Source organism: uncultured Thomasclavelia sp., from assembly GCF_944324745.1.
Lineage (GTDB): Bacteria > Bacillota_I > Bacilli_A > Erysipelotrichales > Coprobacillaceae > Thomasclavelia.
This window is the reverse complement of the sequence record NZ_CALUXO010000028.1, coordinates 24,179-45,265: the sequence shown is the minus strand read 5'-3', so window position 1 is coordinate 45,265 and position 21,087 is coordinate 24,179. Positions and strand designations below refer to the sequence as shown.

At 31.2% G+C, this 21,087-nt stretch carries 26 protein-coding genes; 20 read left to right on the top strand and 6 right to left on the bottom strand.

Annotated elements, in window-relative coordinates; genetic code table 11:
- Positions 1 to 69 precede the first annotated feature (69 nt).
- Both Q0K54_RS03005 and Q0K54_RS03000 read right to left on the bottom strand, forming a co-directional pair.
- Positions 70 to 1,452 carry an IS4 family transposase gene (locus tag Q0K54_RS03005; RefSeq protein ID WP_294578369.1) on the bottom strand — a complete coding sequence of 461 codons (1,383 nt, stop codon included), beginning with the start codon at positions 1,450 to 1,452 and terminating at the stop codon, positions 70 to 72.
- A complete protein-coding gene (locus Q0K54_RS03000; protein WP_294578368.1) occupies positions 1,452 to 1,649 on the bottom strand; it encodes a 2-C-methyl-D-erythritol 4-phosphate cytidylyltransferase in 198 nt (65 codons plus the stop codon). The genes Q0K54_RS03005 and Q0K54_RS03000 overlap by 1 nt, the downstream gene beginning before the upstream one ends.
- Before the next feature lie 396 nt (positions 1,650 to 2,045).
- Here Q0K54_RS03000 and dusB point away from each other — a divergent pair, with 396 nt between their 5' ends.
- From dusB to Q0K54_RS02980, 4 genes are all read left to right on the top strand, one after another.
- Positions 2,046 to 3,026: a tRNA dihydrouridine synthase DusB gene (gene dusB, locus Q0K54_RS02995; protein ID WP_294578367.1), complete on the top strand. Its 981-nt coding sequence runs from the start codon at positions 2,046 to 2,048 to the stop codon at positions 3,024 to 3,026.
- Between the two features lie 49 nt (positions 3,027 to 3,075).
- Positions 3,076 to 3,924 (top strand): bifunctional methylenetetrahydrofolate dehydrogenase/methenyltetrahydrofolate cyclohydrolase FolD, encoded by an 849-nt coding sequence (folD, locus tag Q0K54_RS02990; RefSeq protein WP_294578366.1) that lies wholly within the window; start codon positions 3,076 to 3,078, stop codon positions 3,922 to 3,924.
- 2 nt (positions 3,925 to 3,926) lie between these two features.
- Positions 3,927 to 4,109 carry a DUF951 domain-containing protein gene (locus Q0K54_RS02985; protein WP_294578365.1) on the top strand — a complete coding sequence of 61 codons (183 nt, stop codon included), beginning with the start codon at positions 3,927 to 3,929 and terminating at the stop codon, positions 4,107 to 4,109.
- Positions 4,110 to 4,305: 196 nt separating this feature from the next.
- Positions 4,306 to 5,832, top strand: a complete 1,527-nt coding sequence (locus Q0K54_RS02980) for an LTA synthase family protein (protein WP_294578364.1) — start codon at positions 4,306 to 4,308, stop codon at positions 5,830 to 5,832.
- A gap of 25 nt (positions 5,833 to 5,857) precedes the next feature.
- On the opposite strand, the gene Q0K54_RS02975 is transcribed toward Q0K54_RS02980, so the two are convergent.
- Positions 5,858 to 6,346 carry a hypothetical protein gene (locus Q0K54_RS02975; protein WP_294578363.1) on the bottom strand — a complete coding sequence of 163 codons (489 nt, stop codon included), beginning with the start codon at positions 6,344 to 6,346 and terminating at the stop codon, positions 5,858 to 5,860.
- 253 nt (positions 6,347 to 6,599) lie between these two features.
- Here Q0K54_RS02975 and Q0K54_RS02970 point away from each other — a divergent pair, with 253 nt between their 5' ends.
- The 5 genes from Q0K54_RS02970 to Q0K54_RS02950 all read left to right on the top strand — a co-directional run bounded on the left by Q0K54_RS02970 (position 6,600) and on the right by Q0K54_RS02950 (position 10,818).
- Positions 6,600 to 7,337: an acyl-[acyl-carrier-protein] thioesterase gene (locus tag Q0K54_RS02970; protein WP_294578362.1), complete on the top strand. Its 738-nt coding sequence runs from the start codon at positions 6,600 to 6,602 to the stop codon at positions 7,335 to 7,337.
- A 333-nt stretch (positions 7,338 to 7,670) separates the two neighbouring features.
- The gene (locus Q0K54_RS02965; protein ID WP_294578361.1) at positions 7,671 to 8,642 is read left to right on the top strand and encodes a hypothetical protein; all 972 of its coding nucleotides are present in this window, start codon (positions 7,671 to 7,673) and stop codon (positions 8,640 to 8,642) included.
- A 124-nt stretch (positions 8,643 to 8,766) separates the two neighbouring features.
- Complete coding sequence (locus tag Q0K54_RS02960; protein WP_294578360.1) at positions 8,767 to 9,915, top strand: NADP-dependent malic enzyme; 1,149 nt, start codon at positions 8,767 to 8,769, stop codon at positions 9,913 to 9,915.
- Positions 9,916 to 9,940: 25 nt separating this feature from the next.
- Positions 9,941 to 10,510 (top strand): hypothetical protein, encoded by a 570-nt coding sequence (locus tag Q0K54_RS02955; RefSeq protein ID WP_294578359.1) that lies wholly within the window; start codon positions 9,941 to 9,943, stop codon positions 10,508 to 10,510.
- An 11-nt stretch (positions 10,511 to 10,521) separates the two neighbouring features.
- Positions 10,522 to 10,818 carry a DUF1294 domain-containing protein gene (locus tag Q0K54_RS02950; protein WP_294578358.1) on the top strand — a complete coding sequence of 99 codons (297 nt, stop codon included), beginning with the start codon at positions 10,522 to 10,524 and terminating at the stop codon, positions 10,816 to 10,818.
- On the opposite strand, the gene Q0K54_RS02945 is transcribed toward Q0K54_RS02950, so the two are convergent.
- Entirely contained in the window at positions 10,793 to 11,599 is an 807-nt protein-coding gene (locus Q0K54_RS02945) for a methyltransferase domain-containing protein (protein ID WP_294578357.1), read from the bottom strand. The two genes, Q0K54_RS02950 and Q0K54_RS02945, sit on opposite strands and share 26 nt — an antisense overlap.
- A 76-nt stretch (positions 11,600 to 11,675) precedes the next feature.
- Between Q0K54_RS02945 and Q0K54_RS02940 the strand changes: the two genes are divergently transcribed.
- Positions 11,676 to 12,731 carry a metallophosphoesterase gene (locus Q0K54_RS02940; RefSeq protein WP_294578356.1) on the top strand — a complete coding sequence of 352 codons (1,056 nt, stop codon included), beginning with the start codon at positions 11,676 to 11,678 and terminating at the stop codon, positions 12,729 to 12,731.
- A 21-nt stretch (positions 12,732 to 12,752) separates the two neighbouring features.
- Here Q0K54_RS02940 and Q0K54_RS02935 read toward each other — a convergent pair whose 3' ends face one another.
- The gene (locus tag Q0K54_RS02935) at positions 12,753 to 13,376 is read right to left on the bottom strand and encodes a pyridoxamine 5'-phosphate oxidase family protein (protein WP_294578355.1); all 624 of its coding nucleotides are present in this window, start codon (positions 13,374 to 13,376) and stop codon (positions 12,753 to 12,755) included.
- Positions 13,377 to 13,481: 105 nt separating this feature from the next.
- Between Q0K54_RS02935 and Q0K54_RS02930 the strand changes: the two genes are divergently transcribed.
- From Q0K54_RS02930 to rpmE, 5 genes are all read left to right on the top strand, one after another.
- Complete coding sequence (locus Q0K54_RS02930) at positions 13,482 to 13,754, top strand: hypothetical protein (protein ID WP_294578354.1); 273 nt, start codon at positions 13,482 to 13,484, stop codon at positions 13,752 to 13,754.
- Entirely contained in the window at positions 13,744 to 14,493 is a 750-nt protein-coding gene (locus Q0K54_RS02925; protein WP_294578353.1) for a TrmH family RNA methyltransferase, read from the top strand. The genes Q0K54_RS02930 and Q0K54_RS02925 overlap by 11 nt, the downstream gene beginning before the upstream one ends.
- A 367-nt stretch (positions 14,494 to 14,860) precedes the next feature.
- Positions 14,861 to 15,727: a class II fructose-1,6-bisphosphate aldolase gene (gene fba, locus Q0K54_RS02920; RefSeq protein WP_294578352.1), complete on the top strand. Its 867-nt coding sequence runs from the start codon at positions 14,861 to 14,863 to the stop codon at positions 15,725 to 15,727.
- A 156-nt stretch (positions 15,728 to 15,883) separates the two neighbouring features.
- Positions 15,884 to 17,149 (top strand): UDP-N-acetylglucosamine 1-carboxyvinyltransferase, encoded by a 1,266-nt coding sequence (locus Q0K54_RS02915; RefSeq protein ID WP_294578351.1) that lies wholly within the window; start codon positions 15,884 to 15,886, stop codon positions 17,147 to 17,149.
- 96 nt (positions 17,150 to 17,245) lie between these two features.
- A complete protein-coding gene (gene rpmE / locus Q0K54_RS02910) occupies positions 17,246 to 17,449 on the top strand; it encodes a 50S ribosomal protein L31 (protein WP_294578350.1) in 204 nt (67 codons plus the stop codon).
- A 133-nt stretch (positions 17,450 to 17,582) separates the two neighbouring features.
- On the opposite strand, the gene Q0K54_RS02905 is transcribed toward rpmE, so the two are convergent.
- The gene (locus tag Q0K54_RS02905) at positions 17,583 to 18,167 is read right to left on the bottom strand and encodes an AAA family ATPase (RefSeq protein ID WP_294578349.1); all 585 of its coding nucleotides are present in this window, start codon (positions 18,165 to 18,167) and stop codon (positions 17,583 to 17,585) included.
- Positions 18,168 to 18,287: 120 nt separating this feature from the next.
- On the opposite strand from Q0K54_RS02905, the gene Q0K54_RS02900 reads away from it, so the two are divergent.
- From Q0K54_RS02900 to Q0K54_RS02880, 5 genes are all read left to right on the top strand, one after another.
- Positions 18,288 to 19,037, top strand: coding sequence for an MBL fold metallo-hydrolase (locus Q0K54_RS02900; RefSeq protein ID WP_294578348.1), 750 nt, complete (start codon positions 18,288 to 18,290; stop codon positions 19,035 to 19,037).
- On the top strand, positions 19,027 to 19,506 hold the full coding sequence (gene rlmH, locus Q0K54_RS02895) for a 23S rRNA (pseudouridine(1915)-N(3))-methyltransferase RlmH (protein WP_294578347.1): 480 nt from the start codon (positions 19,027 to 19,029) through the stop codon (positions 19,504 to 19,506). The genes Q0K54_RS02900 and rlmH overlap by 11 nt, the downstream gene beginning before the upstream one ends.
- 496 nt (positions 19,507 to 20,002) lie before the next feature.
- Positions 20,003 to 20,281: a hypothetical protein gene (locus Q0K54_RS02890; protein ID WP_294578346.1), complete on the top strand. Its 279-nt coding sequence runs from the start codon at positions 20,003 to 20,005 to the stop codon at positions 20,279 to 20,281.
- 1 nt (position 20,282) lies between these two features.
- Complete coding sequence (locus Q0K54_RS02885; RefSeq protein ID WP_294578345.1) at positions 20,283 to 20,765, top strand: peptidylprolyl isomerase; 483 nt, start codon at positions 20,283 to 20,285, stop codon at positions 20,763 to 20,765.
- 2 nt (positions 20,766 to 20,767) lie between these two features.
- A complete protein-coding gene (locus Q0K54_RS02880) occupies positions 20,768 to 21,025 on the top strand; it encodes a glutaredoxin (RefSeq protein ID WP_294578344.1) in 258 nt (85 codons plus the stop codon).
- Positions 21,026 to 21,087 lie beyond the last annotated feature (62 nt).

The window sequence follows — 21,087 nt, the reverse complement described above, 5'->3', positions numbered from 1 at the left end:
CTTGATTTTTGATGATTTTTTTTAAATTTTAGGTTATAATTTATATAGACAAGGTGTTCTATACTACTATTACGATTTGACACGAAGAAATCCTTTTTTAACCTTTCTTATGGTTGGATTTCTTTTGCCATCAACCCTAAATTTAAGTGGGCTTGGTAATTTTATATAGACACCCCATCTTGGGTAGAGTCTGTTCGGGCGAACAGGCTCTTTGTTTTTCGCAGCTTTTTTTATTATCTTTCCTAACAGTTTTTTTATCTTTTGCCTCTGATTTAACAGCTTTGGCAAATTAGTCCTTAACAACTGAATTAGATTATTTATATTTGTTTGATACTTATACTTTGATGTATGTACTACAATTTTATCCGATTCCTTTTTTATCATCGCAGCCAAATTATGCACTATGACCTGTGAATGCATCTCCTGTAATATAAGTTCCGGTTTCTCACTAGTTATTCTCTCCATCTCCAGTTTGTTCTTTAATGTATCATACCCTGTTTCCTCTATCCACCTATGACCATAAAGAACTATTATTTCTTTTCTCGACCATTCATCATTGCTAAGATTGGTAAAAAGTATTATTTCTTCATCTTCTTCTTCATTTTCCTTTAGTTTCTTGATTTCTGATTTCTTATATTTGATTACCCGTATCTTCAGTTTTCTGTGTTCTCTGGCATATTCCTTGACTTCATCGATTTTAAATCTTTCTATCCATTTGTCATCAAATTCTATTTCTATCCAGCCATCCTTTTCAATCAAATCCACCTGTTTCTTATAAAAGTTTGATTTTCCTCTAAAACAGTAGAAATCGTTGTTCATTTTAAAATAGAAAAACAAATCACTTGCATCATAATTTCTGTCCGCCAAGAACAATCTTTTATGTTTACACAGTATCTGGTGAACATCATCCATCTGTTCATAAGCCATTGGAAGTTCCGCTTTCCGATATGATCGAATGGATAAATCGATATAAATACTATTACATACATCATAAAATCCAGATATTCTTGGATTTGTTCTTCTCTGTCGGCACTTATGCAGACCTTTATCACCAAATTGTTCAATACATTCAGGTGTATGAGGTGCTTCTCCAGTAGAACCGTCAATGGCAACAACAGTATATCCTTTAATTGTATCATATTCATTATAATCATAATAATACTGGCATAACCGATGGTTAAGATATGGAAATACTTTATAACTGAGTTTTTCCTGTGCTTGAAATATTGCTTGTTTTGAAACTGATTTATCTAGTGCGTCAAATCCAGAAAAATAATGATTGATTTCATTGGAAACAGTATGCCCGTTTCTTGAAAACATAAATTTAAGAAGTCCTGGCAAACCAAGTTTTGACTCTCTGGTGAAATAGTTAGGTTGTTTTCTGGCTATATCAAAAGTATCCGGGTGAGATAAAAGAGAATAGAAATATTCAACAGTAGAAGTGATAGACATTAATCATCATCATACACAAGTCGAGGTTTTTTCTTTGCATACATAGCCTTAAGATAAGGTAATTGTTCTTCAGTCAAAAGACCAAAAGAACGGATAGTGCGATGTTTGATTTTACCATTTTCACGATAAGCTTCGACCAATGAACAGTAATAAGTACCTTTTTTTCCTCTATTATTTGGTACAACCTTCACAAACATAAAATCACCTCTTTCTATACTACAATTATATCATAAAATCATTGGAATATCTATTGATATAGCTAATATATTCTTTTATAATTTAAGATTAAAAAGGATAGATATCTTGATAGATTTCTATCCGTTTTTAATCTTCTTAAATTGACGACATTGGGAAAGATTTTCTTTTCTCTTTTTTTGCATATAAATAAAAGAAAGGCGGGGGAAGCCTTTCTTTTACTGTTGGAAACCAACTTATTTAGGAATATAACTAACTAGATAACTTACATCTATTTTGGGGAGGAAAATAGCGGGGAAAGTAAGTTATCTATTGATATTATGGCTGTGAAAAAATATTTTATACATTTATGTTTATTTTTTTTCTAATAATTGTTAAGATATCCAGGAGGTGGCGAAATGTTTAAGATTGGAAATATAGAAATCGAAAATCCTGTAGTGATGGCCCCAATGGCGGGAATTACTAATATGGCTTTTAGACGTATTATTAAAGAATTTGGAGCAGGTTTAGTTTATTCTGAAATGGTTAGTGATAAAGCGTTGTGTTATGGTAATGCCAAAACAATCGATATGCTACAAATTGATGAAAATGAACATCCGGTGAGTATTCAATTATTTGGTGGTGAAACAAAAACTATGGTCCAGGCAGCCAAGTTTATTGATGAAAACTCTAATTGTGATATTATTGATATCAATATGGGGTGTCCGGTTAACAAAGTATTAAAGGCTGATGCGGGTAGTAAATTATTATTATATCCTGAAAAAATCTATGATATTGTCAGCGGTATTGTTCAAAATGTTAATAAGCCAGTAACGGTAAAAATTCGTAGCGGTTTTGATCATAATCATATTAATGCTGTAGAAGTAGCTAAATTAATTGAAAAGGCTGGAGCGAGTGCGATTGCCATTCATGGACGTACCCGTTCCCAAATGTATGAAGGTAAAGCTGATTGGAATATTATTAAACAAGTTAAAGATGCGGTTAAGATTCCGGTAATAGGTAATGGAGATATTAAAAGTGTTGAAGATGCTAAGAGAATGTTTGAAGAAACTGGAGTCGATGCTGTTATGGTAGGACGGGCGGCACTTGGTAATCCTTGGTTAATTAAACAAATTGTTGAATCTTTAAAAACGGGGACCGTTTTACCAGAACCAACTTATCAAGAAAAAATTGCTCAGTGTTTAGCTCATGGTAAACGCCTTTTAGAAATTGAACCTGAAAAAGTAGCGATGTTTCAAATGCGCGGTCATGCTCCTTGGTATATTAAAGGGTTAAAATCATCAGCTCGAGTAAAAAATGAGCTTTCTAAAATCAATACTTATGATCAGTTAGAACAGATCTTGATGGAATATCAGGCCTATTTAGATACTTGCAACTAATTTATGTTTTGGTATAATGGTTTTTAATAATCAATGAGGGGGTATTTACATGATTATTAATGGTAAAGAAATATCTGCCAAAATTAAAGATCAATTAAAACAAGAAGTAGATAAGATTAGAGAGTCATATCCACGTTTACCTAAATTAGCTGTAGTATTGGTGGGGGATAACCAAGCTAGCCAGACTTATGTTCGTAATAAAGAAAGAGCGTGTAATTATATTGGAATAGAATCATTAATGTTAAAACATGATAGTTCGTTTAGTGAAAAAGAACTGTTAGAAGAAATTATGACATTAAATAACGATGGTACTGTTGATGGCATTTTAATTCAATTACCTTTGCCAAATCATATCAATGAAGCTAAAGTGTTGGAAGCAATTGCCCCAGAGAAAGACGTTGATGGTTTTCATCCAATTAATGTTGCAAAATTAGTTTTAGGGCAACATAGCCTAGTGCCTTGTACACCTAAAGGAATGATGGTGTTACTGGAAGAAATTGGTTATGATTTAACTGGTAAAGAAGTAGTTATTGTTGGAAGAAGCAACATTGTAGGTAAACCAGTAGCGATGTTATCTTTGCATCAAAATGCTACTGTAACTATTGCTCACAGTAAAACTAAGAATTTAAAAGAGGTATGTAAACGAGCTGACGTGTTAATTGCCGCAATTGGAAAAGCAAAGTTTATTAATCATGAATATATTAAACCTGGTGCTGTAGTACTTGATGTTGGAATTAACCGGGATGAAAATAATAAATTATGCGGTGATGTTGATTTTGATGATGTCAAAGATATCGTGCATGGAATCACACCGGTACCTGGTGGTATCGGCCCAATGACAATTACAATGTTGATGAAAAATACGATTGAGGCTTTTTATCAAAGGAATGGTGAATAAAGATGGATTATAAATTAAATGATATTGTAGAAATGAAAAAACAGCATCCGTGTAAAAAATCAATGCAGTGGAAGATTATTAGAATGGGTGCTGATATTAAGATTAAGTGTTTAGGGTGTGGCGCAGTAGTTATGTTAAGCCGTCGTGATTTTGAAAAGAAGTTAAAGAAAGTAATTGAAGAATAAGATGGATGATGATGTTTTAGATGATGATTTAGATAATATCATTGATATTTATTGGGCACATTAGTGCCTTTTTGTTTATATTCAGTTAATATTTAAGGCGTAAGTTTAATTATGGTAAAGTATGTTATAAGAATATTTTGTTTTTGTAATTATATTGTGCTACAATTGGTAACAATAAAAAAGAGGTTGATTTAAGATGATACAAAAAATATTGGATATAGTTACATTAAATGAGTTAATTGGAATTTTTATGGTATTTTTAGCGGTTTTAATCGTAGCTTCAATAATTTGGGGTAATCGAACTTTTTCGGTTAAAACATTAAATCAAATGATCTTTCATTCTAAAGTGCCAATGGATGGTACGGATGATGGGATTTATGCTGACTGGTTTATGCATACAGTACCAATTAGTTTTGTCATTACTTTAGTTGCGGGGTTGCTCCTAACTAATTTTGCCCCTGAAAGCATCGTAAATTATTTAAAATCTAACACAACTAGTGTTGGATATTTAGCAATTGGGTTAGCATTATTGTTTGCTATTTATAATTATCAAATTGTTGGGTATCTGTTTGATATGTTAAGAAAAACAGATTTCTATGATAAAAATTACATTAATCCACGCCAAGTAAATATTACTTTTCCTGAACGTAAAAGAAATATTATTCATATCTATTTAGAGTCGGTAGAAAATTCATATATGTCTGATAAATCTGGCGGTGGTCAAAAAGATTCTTATATGCCTGAATTAGAAAAACTGGCTAATGAAAATATTAATTTTTCTCACAGTGACAAAATTGGTGGCAGCTATACATTAGAAGGAACTCAATGGACGATTGCTTCAATGGTAGCTCAAGAAACTGGAATTCCGTTATTATTACCAATTACGGCTAGTTCCTATGATAAAGATTCGAGTTTTTTAGAAGGAGTTTATACGATTGGTGAAGTGTTGGAACAGCATGGTTATGTTAATGAATTAATGCTTGGTTCTGATGGTAATTTTGCCTGTACTTCAAATTTCTATAAACAACATGGTCATTATATAATTTCAGATTATAACACAGCTATCAAAGAAGGAAGAATCGATAAAAATTATTTTGTTTTCTGGGGTTATGAAGATGCTAAGTTATTTCAATTTGCAAAAGAAGATATAACAAAATTAGCTCAATCCAACCAACCATTTAATTTTATTATGGAGACGATTGATACCCATACACCTGATGGATATGTCTGCGAGCATTGCCAGCATCAATATGATAATCAGTACGCTAATGTTATTGCTTGTCAATCAAAACAGGTAAATGATTTTATTGATTGGTGTAAACAACAGCCATGGTATGAAAATACTACCATTATTATTACTGGTGATCATAACAGTATGGCAGAGAAGTTTTTTAAACATTTAGATCATGATTATGTTCGAACACCATATAACTGTATTATTAATAGTGCAATTAGTGGAAAGAATTTAAAAAGAAGAAAATTTTCAGTCATTGATATGTATCCAACAATGCTGGCGGCTATTGGGGCTAAAATTGAAGGTGATCAATTGGGACTAGGAGTAAATCTTTTCTCTGGTAAGAAAACAATGATTGAAAAATATGGATTTAAAAAAGTTAATCAGGAAATTAAAAAGCAATCAGATTTTTATCGTTATTATCTTGTTGGTGAAAAACCTAAAGCTCGTAAGAAAAGAAAGTGGCAAGAATCACATAAGAATAGTTAAAATAAAAGGGATACTGAAGTATCCCTTATCTTGTCTTTTGTAATGCTTTTTTTAATTTAAAATCATCGGCAAAGCGAATAGATGTTTGAAAAGTTTTTTGCCCATAAACAAATTTTAATTTAGTTTCTTTTGGGTAAGTAACTCGCTTGATCTTTCGATAATCTAGCTGTACTCGTCCAATCATCATTTGACGATGTCCAATAAAAATAATTTTTTGGAAAGTATAAGCAAAAAATATCGTTCCGAGTGTTAAAATATTTAATGGGGCATATAAATTATTAATATCATTAAATAAAGCCATAACCATTAAAGTAACACAGGCGATAAATAAAATCAAATAAGCAATTAACGCTCCAATATAAAAATATTTACCAGTATCACTAAGACACAAAGATAAAGTATGATCTTTTTTCTTGGCCCGATAGATTGTAACAGCATATGAAATGTTAGTATAAGTAAACCAAATTAATGCCAAGAATACCAATATAGGTAAAATAGCTGTAAATGTCTCCATTAATTATACTCCTTCTTTCAATAAATATATTATACTAAAAAAATCCAAATAAGCATATATAAAAATGCATAAAAATACTGAAATATTACAAAAATGTAGCATTTTTTTAGTAAAAATGGGTATCTTATAGCTTGTTTTTATGAGAAAAAGGCTATTTGTGGTAGTTTAGAACTATCGATTTGATTAAAGAAACAGATATTTTTATATACTTTTGGGGTAGTTTATATTATCATAATTACAATGAGGTGATGGAATGGAAAATTTATTATCTAGTTTAGAGGTAAAAGTAACTTATCAAGAAACCGATTATTGCGGTAATTATCGAATGAGTACTTTGGTTTCTCAATTATCAGATTTGGCAACTGAAAATGCTATTAAAGTGGGAATTTGGAAACCGTCTTTAGGAGCTAATTATGGCTTTGTTTTGGCTAAGAAAACCATTATTCTCAAACGTCCTATAAAAATCGACGAACAGATAAAACTATATACTAGAGCAGCCGGTCGAAAAAGAATTCAATTTATTCGTAATTATTGGATTGAAGATGAACAAGGAAATGAAATTGCGGCTATTTATTCATTGTGGACTTTAATAGATTTAAAGAAACGACGAATTACTAAACCAGAAAAGATTGGAATTGTAATGCCAGAATTAAAAGAATATCAATATAGTATCGATAGTTATCATGATATCAAAGATGATTTCAAATTGGATTATATGATGACACGAAGTGTCTTATATAGTGATGTAGATGTTAATTTACATATGAATAATAGTCGTTATATTGAATGGGCGCTAGATGTAATTCCTCTTGAGGTATTTAAAGATCAATATTTTAGAGAAATTAGTGTTTTTTTCAAAAAAGAAATGGCTCCAAATACTCAAGCCAAAATTTATTGTTATTTAGATGATGATTATGCTAAAGTTGTCTTTAAATCATTGGATGAGCAATTAACTTTTTTTGAATTTGGTGGGTATCTAGAAAACTATTAATAAAATTTTCATTTGATGAAAATAGATTTTCATTATTTGAAAACATTTTTACATATTATATGCTATTATAAACATGTCCCAAATATCTATAATAGTATTCGTTTTCCCGTATATAGAATACAGATATTTAAAGCTCCTTGTTTCAAGGGGCTTTTCCCGTTTATAGCGACAAAAGTATTTTAAAGTGATTTAAAGCACTTTTTTAGTATGATGATTATAGTTTTAATTTTCTAGAATTAGTCAAACCCTAATGATTTAGCGCTTTTTATTGTTTATAATTTGTGATAAAATTGTTATTAAATTGATAGAACATTTAACTAAGGAGCGATAGATATGGGATTTAGTAGAAAGATTAAAAGATTGTTTTGGTCATCACAAAAACGGCGAATCATAGTATCAATAGTATCCGTTGTATTAGCTGTGGGTTTAGTCGGTGGCTGTTTATATATTTATATGGCCGATCAGCCAGAATATCAAAATGAATTAGAAAATACGGTTAAAGAACCCAAGAAACATCAGGAAAGTGATTTACAAGGTTTGATAACCGGATTAACTGATCGTTATGTCGTTCAAAATGCCCAAGGAATTGATTATTTCCATAATATCCAATGTAATGGCGATATCATTAAATATGTTAATGTTGATGCTTCTAACGTGGATTTAGCGGCATTAGGCACCTATGAAATCACATATACAGTTGGAGCTGATAGTGAAAAACTGGCTGAGCATTTAAAAGAAGCTAAATCTAATAGTGATGATGTCGAAAATATTAATATTAATAAAAAAATCATGGTGATTTCTTTAGAAGAAGCACAAAGTTTAGCTGATGCTGGAAACGTCGTTTACAATAATAATAATGAAATTGTTGCTAAAACTGATGGATCCACTAATGAAGAAGTAACGGAAGAAATAGAAAATCCAGTTTTACCAGCAGATTTACAAGACGATGAAGATGAAGAAGAAACTAATCGTCAAAATAATAACAATCAAACAAATAATAATACCCAAAATCAAAATAATCAAAACAATAATAACCAAAGTAATAATGACCAAAGCACAACGCCAATCCCACCTGTGCATCAGCATACTTGGGTTGTGGATGTAGTACCAGGACATTATGAAAAGGAAGAATATGTGGTTTATATTTGTGATAATTGTAAAAATCCTAACGGAGGACACTATGACTGGTGCCAAGATCATTCGAGCACTACCCCTAATTATCGTGAAAGAGATGTTTGGGTTGACGAAACAGTAATTGGGTATCATTGTAGTGGCTGTGGTGAAAGCACACAGGTTCCTTATTAAAGATAAGAACTTATGATTTTTGATCATAAGTTCTATTTTTTTAAAGAATAATAATAATTTATTAGTAAAAAGACCATGTTTTGTATTATAATGACTTTGTATTTTATAGAAAAGAGGTTTTAATATGGATGTTTATGAAGAAGCGGTTAAATTACATCGAGAAAATAAAGGTAAATTAGAAGTTGTATCTAAAGTTAAGATTAATAATATGCAAGACATGTCATTAGCCTATACACCAGGTGTGGCTCGTCCTTGTACCGTTATCAAAGAAGATAAGCAAGAAGCTTATAATTTAACCGGGAAAGGTAATAGTATAGCAGTAGTAACCGATGGAAGTGCTGTTCTTGGTTTAGGTAATATCGGTGCTCAAGCAGCTTTACCAGTAATGGAGGGGAAAGCTGTGTTATTTAAAGAGTTTGCTGATATTGATGCTTATCCAATTTGTTTAGATACTCAAGATAGTGAAGAAATTATTAAAGCAGTTAAATATATTGCTCCTGGTTTCGGAGGAATTAATCTAGAAGATATTAGTGCTCCTCGTTGTTTTGAAATTGAACAACGTTTAAAAGAAGAATTAAATATTCCGGTTTTTCATGATGATCAGCATGGAACAGCAATTGCTGTTAGTGCTGGATTGATCAATGCCTTGAAACTTGTTGGTAAAAAAATGGATGAAGTTAAAATCGTTATTAATGGAGCTGGAAGTGCTGGAATTAGTATTTGTAAACTGTTATTACAATTAGATGCTAAAAATATTACCATGGTTGATCGTTTAGGAATTGTGGCACAAGGTGCCGATTGGTTGAATTCAGCTCAAGCACAAATAGCTCAAGTTACTAATCGTGAAAAACTTACTGGAACTTTGACTGATGCTATTAGAGACAGTGATGTTTTCATTGGGGTTTCAGCTGCCAATGTTTTAAGTGAAGAAATGGTTAAGTCAATGAATCATGATGCTATTATTTTTGCAATGGCTAATCCACAACCAGAAATTGAACCTTCATTAGCTTTAAAAGCTGGTGCCCGAGTTGTGGCAACAGGACGTAGTGATTTTCCTAATCAAATCAATAATGTTTTAGTTTTCCCAGGAATTTTTAGAGGGGCTTTGGATGGCAGAGTGGCTAATATTACTGAAGACATGAAAATTGCTTGTGCGAAAGCAATTGCTGCTATTATTCCTGATGATCAATTAAAAGAAGATTACATTATTCCAGATGTTTTTGATCAAAGAGTAGTACCAGCTGTTAGAAAAGCAGTAATGGAAACAAAATAAATTATTAAATTAGGAGGGTGAACTAATGTTACTAGATTATCCAAAAATTTATGTTAATGACCAGCTGATTGGTCATGGTGGTAATCAAGACTGGTTTATTGACCCTTGGGCACAAAAAGCTGGCTGTGCCAGTGTTAGTGCTACAGATATTTATATATATTATAATAAAGATACAAGGAAATTCGATCAGTCAGTTTATCTTGAATATATGACAAAGATGTTTAAGATCATGACCCCAGGTAAACGCGGTTTTCCTTATGTCTATATTTATGGACGGCGTTTAAGTAAATTATTGGATAACTGCTCATTTACAATTATGCGTCGTCCTCATGTTAAAGAGGCTTGTAATTTAATTACGGCAAGTATTGATCAGGGTAATCCTTTAGGGTTATTAATACTAAAACATCGTCGTCGGGCGGTGCGGGATGATTTATGGCATTGGGTTACGATTGTTGGATATGAGCCAGGAAAAAAAGGATTAGATATTTATTTTCTTGATTGTGGTGAATTGAAAAAGTTGCCAGCACGGATATTATTTGAAAAAAGTTGGTTTAATGTTGTTAAAATGATTAGTTTTGCTTACTGTAAAAAATAAGAGGATAGATAATGAAAATTGAATTAATATATCTTTTAGCGATTAATTTATTTACAATCATTATTTACGCTGTTGATAAATATAAAGCTAAACATCATCGTTGGCGAATTCCAGAAAAGACTTTATTATGTTTGGCTATAATTGGTGGTTCACCAGGAGCGCTTTTAGCCATGTATCTTTTCCGTCATAAAACCCAAAAAGTGCTTTTTAAATGGGGAATCCCGCTTATAATTGGTTTGCAGATTATTCTGATTTTAATAATAAAAGACATGGGGTTTAACCTCATGTCTGATATACCGTTATTTTAACATCGATTGTGACGTCTAAAGTGTTTAAAGTATCTAAAACGCTACGGCGTTCTTTTTTTATGTGATAGTAATGTGGTGTCATTTTTAATAAATTTAAACTATCTTCTCTATTGTCGATGTGAATCTTTTTGACAAGATCAAATGAACTAACTTTATTAAAGCCTAGACGAATAAATTTATCACTTTTGACCTTGATTTCATCATAGATCAATTCTTTAATTTCGATTAAATGATTGCTGTTAGCTGTAACATGAATAATATAACCACCTGGTTTTAACACTCGTTGTAATTCATTTTGATTGACAACAGTAAATAGTGCTGTGACAAAATCTAAAGAATGATCTAAAATTGGTATATTTTTACTATTACCAACTAACCAGTAAATGTCTTTGGTATATTTAGTAGCCATGTTAACAGCAATCTTGGAAATATCAAGACCATAAACATTGGCTTGTTTAAATGCCTGCTTTAGTCCATATGTATAATATCCTTCACCACAACCCAAATCTAAAATTTCTAAATCATCAACAGTTTGATATTGTTTAATTGTATCAATGACGCTATTTAAGATGACATCATAGTAACCCTTAGTCAAAAAAGCTTTTCGGGCAATTAGACTTTCTTTACTATCACCTGGGTTGTTAGAAGCTTTATCAGGATTTAATAATAAATTTAAATATTTTGATTTAGCTAAATCATAACAGTGATTGTTGATACATTTATAAGAATTATCAATTTGTTCAATTGGTTCATGGCATTTAGGGCATGCTAATTTATGCATATGTATATCACCTCGCAAAAGATTATAACATAATTCTATTCTGTGGTATAATGATTTTTCAAAGGAGTATGATAGAATGAACTGGTTTACTTTATTTGAGTTAATAACAACAGTATTATTAGTAATCTATGTTGTATGGCATTTTTGGTTTCTGGTTGGTAAATTAAAATCAGCTAAACTAATTACTGGGATAGTTATTGTTATTGCTCTAGCATTATGTCAAATAAATTTATTGTTCTTTGGTATTTTGGTTAATGCCGTTATTTGTTTGATTGTAGTTGATATTATTCGAGTCATATTAATGTTATTAAAACACCAGGAGTTAATCAATAAATTAAGTGTGATTGCTTTAGTAATTAGTTTTATTTTAAGTGGCTATGGAATATATAATGTTGATCGAACGATTGTTACATATTATGATGTGACAATTGACAAGAAGTTTACTGATAAAACTTTGATGGTAGTATCGGACATTCATTTAGGTACAGCAATTGATCAAAATGATTTAGCCAAGATTGAAACTAACGCTAGTAAGATTGTTCCTGATGCCATTATTTTATTAGGTGATATTTATGATGAAAATACCAGTCAGGAACAGTTTGATGATTCATTAAAGGTTTTTGAAAGATTGGCAAGTAATTATTTTGTTTGTTATCTTGAAGGGAATCATGAAGTTGGATTTCAGGGTGGAAATCCTTTAGAAGAATTTGATATTGCTGACAAGATGGAAAAAATTGGGGTGCAGGTATTATTTGATAAACAAATAATGTTAGATGATATTTATTTAATAGGACGTTTAGATTACTCTGATGAAAAACGGACGCCCCTTAAAAAGTTGACCAGTGGTTTAGATTTAAATCGTCCGTTGATCTTGTTGGACCATCAGCCTCAAGATTATCAAGAAAGTAAAAAGGAGGGAATAGATCTCCAAGTTTCTGGCCATAGTCATGCTGGTCAAATTTTTCCTTTACAATATTTGTATGAATTGATTAGAGCTAATGATTTAAATTATGGAATGATAAGTGATGGCAGTTTTCATGCAGTAGTTACTTCCGGAATGGGGGCCTGGGGATTTCCGATGCGAACTGCTCAGCATAGTGAGATAGTTGTGTTGAATTTGATTAGTAAATAAAAGTACGGCATTTCCGTACTTTTATCTTATGTGGCTTTTACCGATGATATAATCGACGTCTAATTCTAAAATATTAGTGAATTCAAGCATTTTATCATTATATGGGTGTTTTGGTGCTAAATCAGCAACTATTTGCAACAAAGCAGCTTTTTTAGTGGCTGTATCAGTTACTTGGCGGATCGTTCCATAGATAGCAACTGAATTATGATTATGGGTACCAACTTCAAGATTTATTCCAAGATTTTCAACAATTAAAAATGTTGACCGTTGATTGATACTGTTTAATTTAAAGCCACTTTTAGCACAGTGGAAAAAGATCCGACCATCATAAATGATGTGGTTTAATCCAACACTGTATGGTAGATCTTGATAACTAAAAGATAATACTCCATAATCGATTTTAGCCATAATTTCTTGACATTCAGATAATGAAAGTAATTGTTTAGTTTTGCGCATTTTAGTTGGTAAACTAAAATTAAGCAGTGATTCAAAATCATCTTGATAATTCATGATTACACAATTATCAATTGAAGGAACCTGACTTTTATCTTTAACAATAATCAAATTTTTAAAGTCAGATTTTTTTAACTGATTTTGATTGAAAATATAGATTAGATTGTTTTGATCAATTTCTTTAAATTCCATATTTATTCTCCTTTAGGCTATTATACAATAAATGGATTTAAAATATAGGACTTTTATTAAAAAGTTAAACGGGTTATAATGAAAAAAAGAAATGGAGGTTTGTTTATGGGATTGTTCGGTAAAAAGAAAGCAAAAGTAGATTTAGACCAAGAGTTTAAAGATAAATATAAGCAACTTAATCAAACAGTGCGTGATGCTAATAATGAAGCGGATTTGGAAATTCAAATTTCATTATTAGAATTAGCTGATAAAAATTATGATGATTTATTAGCTTTGATTGATCAGGGAGCTAAATTTGAAAAAGAACATTTTATAGCATTGCAACAAGATCTGCAAAAGCAAATTGCATTATTGAAGGGATTATCGGATGAAAATTAAAACATATCAAAAAGATTTTGATTACACCTATACTTTAGGTGTTTTTGAAACAATCGAATTACTAAAATATAAACCGCAACAAGTTATTAGAGTTTATTTAAAAAGTAACTCTTATACTAATCAGGGCGTATCTTTGATTCAAGAACTATGCCAACGTCATCAAATTGAAGTAGTTGAAAGTGATAAAACGATTAATAAATTATCAAAAAAAAATAATTGTTTTGCAATCGCTATTTTAAATAAATATGATTCTAAATTAAATGATGGAAATCATATTGTTTTAGTTAATCCAGGAGATATGGGTAATATGGGAACGATTATTCGAACGATGATGGGATTTGATTATCATGATTTAGTGATTATTCGTCCAGGTGTTGATGTTTTTTCACCAAGAGTAATTCGTTCTTCAATGGGAGCAATTTTTAGAATTAATTTTACTTATTTTGATAGTTTTGATGATTATCTAGCTACATATCCTGATCGACAAATTTTTCCATTGATGTTAAAAGGAGCTAAAAATATTCATCAAGTGGCAATTCCAGATACTAAATATTCATTAGTATTTGGTAATGAAAGTAGCGGCTTACCAGATGAGTATTTGAATTATGGTCAAACTGTTTTTATCCCTCATAGCAATAAGATTGATTCACTTAATTTATCGATGGCTTTAGGGATTACGTTATATCATTTTTCAAAGAATCAATTTAAAGATCAGGCAGTATTAAATGGAATGCTTTGATTGTAGCAAGGCTACAATCTTTTTTGAAGAAAACAATAATAATTTATTATTGACATAATAAAAAAATATAATATAATTATCATGTCAAAGAATACTTTGACTATTAGAAGGGATAACTATTCTAATTGTTCTCCATATTTATGTTTTAGTTTTATTCTCTTCTAAAAATAAAAAGAAAATGCTCTGTTTATTATTGATGCCAAGACATGTTTCCCACTGCTATCCGTTATGAATGATTAGTTTTTGTTATCGGTAATAATTTTTGGCGGCATTTTCTTTTCTTTGCTAAAAAAACTAATTGTTTCTATGGAAATTTAATGGAAATAATAGTATTATTATAACAGAAATAAGAAAAGGAGAAATTGTTATGGGATTAGTTTCAGCAACAGAAATGTTAAATAAAGCAAAAGAAGGACATTATGCAGTTGGTCAATTTAACATTAATAATCTTGAATGGACAAAATCTATTCTTTTAACTGCAGAAGAATTAAAAGCACCAGTTATCTTAGGTGTATCTGAAGGTGCAGCTAAATATATGACTGGATATAAAACAGTATCTGCTATGGTATCAGCTATGGTTGATTCTTTAGGAATTACAGTACCTGTAGCTTTACACTTAGACCACGGTAGCTATGAAGGAGCTAAAGCTGCTTTAGAAGCTGGGTTCTCTTCAATCATGTTTGATGGTTCTCATTATGGAATCGAAGAAAACATTGAAAAAACTAAAGAAATCGTTGAATTATGCCATTCTAAAGGTGTTTCAGTTGAAGCTGAAGTAGGATCTATCGGTGGTGAAGAAGACGGTGTAATTGGAAAAGGTGAAGTAGCTGATCCAAAAGAATGTAAAATGATCGCTGATTTAGGAGTTGATTTCTTAGCAGCTGGTATTGGAAATATCCATGGTAAATATCCAGAAAATTGGGAAGGATTAGATTTTGATGCACTAGATGCAATCCAACAAGAAACTGGAAAATTACCATTAGTATTACATGGTGGAACAGGAATTCCTGAAGATATGATCAAAAAAGCAATCAAATTAGGTGTTTCTAAAATCAATGTAAATACTGAATGTCAATTATATTTCCAAGAAGCAACTAGAAAATACATTGAAGCTGGTAAAGATTTAGAAGGTAAAGGATTTGACCCTCGTAAATTATTAGCACCAGGTGCTGCAGCTATTCAACAATGTGTTAAAGAAAAAATGGAAATCTTTGGATGCATTGGTAAAGCATAATATTGATTATTTTGGATCTCAATTAGTTGAGATCCTTTTTTTATCCAAAGTTTGTCGAATAAATAGTTGGCAAAATTTAATTTTAATTTTTGGTTGTTTTTAAGCATAATTTAATATATAGTAGTAACGTAGAAAAAAATAAAAGGAGGACTAAAATTGAGTGAGGTAATTGCTATCGAAGGTGGACATAAATTAAATGGAACAGTAGTTGTAAGTGGTGCGAAAAATGCGACCGTAGCATTAATCCCTGCGATTGTCTTAGCGGATAGTCCTGTTACTATATATGGAGTACCCAACATCTCAGATGTTGATGCTTTAGCGGTACTATTAAAAGAATTAAATTGTGAAGTAATTAAAGGTGATGGAGAATTAGTAGTGGATCCATCGAATTTAGAAAATAAACCATTAGTAAGTGAAGCTGTTGATAAATTAAGAGCTTCATATTATCTAATGGGAGCATTGCTAGGAAAATGCCGAAAAGTTACGATGAAAATGCCAGGTGGCTGTTTTTTAGGACCAAGACCAATTGATTTACATATCAAAGGTTTTGAAGCTTTAGGAGCTACAGTAGAATATGCTGATGGAACATATACTATTGAAGCTGATCGTTTGATTGGAAATAAAATTTATTTGGATTTTGCTTCAGTTGGAGCAACAATCAATATTTTATTGGCGGCAGTTAAAGCCGAAGGTAAAACGACGATTGAAAATGCAGCTAAGGAACCAGAAATCATTGATGTTGTAAACTTACTAACAAAAATGGGAGCTAAAATTAGAGGTGCTGGAACTGATACTATCACAATTGAAGGGGTTGAAAAGTTAGATGGCTGCTATCATGAAATTATTCCAGATCGAATTGAAGCCGGGACATTTTTAATTATTGCAGCAGCTGCTGGTGAAAAAGTTATCGTTCAAAATGTTATCCCACAACATTTAGAGGCAGTAACATCAAAGCTGAAAGAAATTGGGGTATCAATGGATATTGTCGGTGATAGTATTATTGTTCATGGAGGAATCGAACATTTAAAACCGGTGGATATTCGAACTCAAGTATATCCTGGATTTGCAACTGATTTACAACAACCATTAACAGCGTTGCTAACGCAATGTCAGGGAGTGTCACAAGTAGTAGAAACAATTTATCCTGAACGTTTTGGACATTGCTATCAATTAAATTCAATGGGGGCTAAAATTGAACAAGAAGAAGCAATGTGTTATATTAATGGACCAACAAAATTACATGGTAATCGTGTTTATGCAACTGATTTACGTTGTGGAGCGGCTTTGATCGTGGCAGCATTATTAGCTGATGGAGTAACTGAGATCGGAAATGTTTATCATATCGATCGAGGTTATGAAAATATTGATCATAAGTTAATATCACTTGGTGCTGTAATTACAAGAAGACAAGTAGAAGATTAGAAAAAGGGCTTGAAATCTTAATATATTAATGTTATGATACTTAGGCAACTTACTTTGTAGTCAAAAAGAACTATAAGGCGGAAGGAGATAGAGAAAATGAAAAAAGGAATTCATCCAAATTACAAAAAAGTAAAAGTCGTTTGTACTTCATGTGGAAACGAATTTGAATCTGGATCTGTATTAGATGAGATCCGTGTGGATACTTGCTCTAATTGCCATCCTTTCTACACAGGTAAACAAAGATTTGCTAGTGCTGATGGTAGAGTAGAAAAATTCAATAAGAAATATGGTTTAAAATAATCATTGAGGCTTCGGCCTCTTTTTTTGTAACCTTTTAATTAGATCAAAGATAAAAACTGCTGTTTTTGGTAAAGCAATCATTAGCTCCAATGGAAAAAGAAAAACAGCAGTTTATAAGCAAATTATTAAATTGTTATTTTTTATCTTGTAAATAGATATCAGCAATGAATTGGGCTACACGGTCAATGCCTAAATCACTGTTAATCGTTAGGTCAAAGTTTTTCAAATGACCCCACTTTTTGGTAGTGTAATAGTTGTAATAATTACTACGGCCTTTATCACGTTTAATTACATATTTACGGTAATCTTTATGCTCTTCTTTATAATCTTCTTTAACACGTCTGATTCTTGATTCTAATGGTGCATGAATAAAGATCGTCAAAACGTCATCATAATCTTCCAATATATAGTCAGCACAACCGTTGACGATGATGCAAGAGTCATGATTGGCTAAGTGACGAATAATTTTTGATTGCATAACAAAAACCTGATCATTTAACGGTAAAGTAAAGGCTGAAGAAGACATTGTGTACATAAAGCTGGAAGATTTTTGTTCTGCAACTTGTCGAATTGCATCAACATCCATTCCCATTTCTTTAGCGGCTAAGTCAATTACTTCGTTATCATAATAGAATAAACCGGTTTTTTTAGCAACCTTTTGAGCAATTAATCGGCCTCCAGAGCCATATTCTCTGGCTATTGTAATAATTCTAGGCATAACAAACCCTCCTTTTAACTTTTATTTTATCACAAATATTGAAAGTGATGATAATTTTTTATAAAATTTAAAAAAACGTTATAATTTGATTTGTAAAATTTATTAATTTTAGGGGGTTTTATGGAATTTCATGTTTTAGCAAGTGGTTCTAAAGGGAACAGTACTTTTATTTATGACCATGGAGTAGGATTGTTGATTGATTGTGGTATTACAAGAAAACAGTTAATATATAAATTAAAGACTTTAGGATTTGATCAAAATAATATTAATTATGTTTTATTGACTCATGATCATTATGATCATAATAAAAATATCGGTATTTTTGATAAAAGGATTTGTTTTTGTGGTCAAGGTTGTATTAAAGAAATAGCTCCTGATCATGTTTTAATTCCCTATCAGGAAGTGGAAATAGGTGATTATCATATTTTGCCATTAAGTATTTCTCATGATGCAACCAGTCCATTAGCATTCGTAATCAAGGGAAAAAGTGAAGCAATATTATATATGACAGATACAGGATACGTTTCTCAGAAAAATCGTCAATATATTCATAATTTAGATTATTATATTATTGAAAGTAATCATGATATTGAAATGTTGATGGCCACTAAACGACCATATTTTTTAAAGCAAAGAATCCAAAGTGATACTGGCCATCTTGATAATCGTTATAGTGCCAATATGATGGCAGAAATGGTTGGGGATAAAACGAAGGAAATTGTTTTAGCTCATTTAAGTGAAGAGGCGAACACGAAAGAAAAGGCCTTGGAAACATATTTGCAAATATTTAAAGAAAACGGTGTTGATTTTGCTAATATTAAAGTAGCCAGTCAAATCGATATCGTCAGTGGAGGAAAACGTGAAGATTAAAATTATTTGTGTGGGTAAACTAAAAGAGAAGTATTTAGTAACCGGAATTAAAGAATATTTAAAAAGATTACAGGCCTATTGCAAAGTAGAAGTTTATGAAGTTAGTGATGAAAGTATTCCTAATAATTGTTCTTTAGCCCAAGAGGTTATGATCAAAGCTAAAGAGGGGCGTAAATTGTTAGATAAAATTAAGCAGGATGATTATGTGATTTTATTAGATGTGGCTGGTGAAGAGATTGATTCGGTATCGTTATCGAAAAAAATGGAACAGGCAATGATTTCTGGGAAAAGTACGATTGATTTTGTCATTGGTGGTTCTTTAGGACATGGTGAAGAAATTATCGAACGGGCAAATTTTCGACTGAGTTTTTCTAAAATGACTTTTCCTCATCAGCTGATGCGATTGATTTTAGTGGAACAGATTTACCGCGCTTTTAAAATTATGAAAAATGAAACGTATCATAAATAACTTATTAATAAATGCAGGTGAATTGATAGATTTTAGTTTTCTTATGTTGATTTGATTTTTTTGGTTATGTTAATAGGGCCTGATTTATTGTAGGTTAATAATAAGTCAAAAGCGTTAGAATATCTCATTAATGGAAAGAGGGTTTTAAGGTTATTTGAAAGAATTGGTGAAATGGTTGTAGCTTGTATTTTACTGATTTTAAAGATTTTATTATTTATGAAATTTTTATTTAATTAATATAGTTATTTATTGCTTTTACATTGATGATATTGTATGAATTATATTGGTGTGCTTCCGGTTATTGTTTGTGGAATGTGTGCTGTTTATGGAAAAATCGGTTACTGTTTGAAGCTGTAATCATATTAGGGGGATGCATTTAATATATAGAAAAGAATTAGAAACGACGTTATGAAAATGTTGAAACGGATGTAGTGATAAATCAAATATTGCTTCTTTTTGATAAAACGTGATATGATTAAAAAAAGGAGGAATTCTGGTGGAAGTAGCATTAGTAATTGGGATGTTTGTTTGTACCGCACTGGCTTTGAATTTTTTAGTCAATGGACGTCAAAAGCTTTCTGGTACTTTTGAGATAATAAATTTATGTTTAATTGTAGCTACTGCTTATCAATTTAAGCTTGTTAATTCGATAATTGTGGTTTTAGCTGTTTTAGCAGCATTAATTTTGTTATTCTTATTTTTAAATAAGAAAAGAAAAGATCGTAAAGTTAAAAATGAAATAATTGATGCAAGAATAGTCGATAAAGGAGAATAAGATGGAAAAAGTTGATATTGTAATTGAAATGGAAAATGGCGATGTAATGAAAGGAGAAGTGTATCCGGAAGTTGCACCGATTACCGTTGCTAATTTTTTAAAATTGATAGATGAAGATTTTTATGCTGGGCTAATTTTTCACCGAGTAATTCCAGGATTTATGATCCAAGGTGGTGGGTATGATGCTAGTTACAACCATCATGAAGCTGACAGTATTAAAGGGGAATTTGCCAGCAATGGTTTTGACAATCAGTTATTGCATACTCGTGGTGTTTTATCAATGGCTCGTACTATGGTGCCTGATTCTGCGTCATCACAATTTTTTATCATGCACGAAGCGGCACCACATCTAGATGGAGAATATGCAGCGTTTGGAAAGATAACGGAAGGATTAGATGTGGTTGATAAAATTGCTAATGTAGCTCGTAATTTTCAGGATATGCCAAATGTCCCTGTTGTAATCAAAACAATTAGAAGGGCTTAAAGATGAAATTATTTGTTTTAAAAGATTGTCCTTATTGCCAAGAAGCGTTAAAGTGGATTGCTGAATTAAAAAAGGAAGATCCGCGTTATCAACAGTTAGAAATTGAAGTAATTGATGAGGCTTTGGAAGTAGAATTAGCTAATTCATATGATTATTACTATGTTCCAACAATATTTGATGGTAATTTAAAGTTGCATGAGGGAATTGCTACTAAGGCTAAAATAAAAAAGATTTTCGATAAAAAACTGGCATCCAGGTAGGATGCTGTTTTTTTGTGGAAGATAATTTTAGGTAGAAATTTTGACTAAAAGTTATATAATAA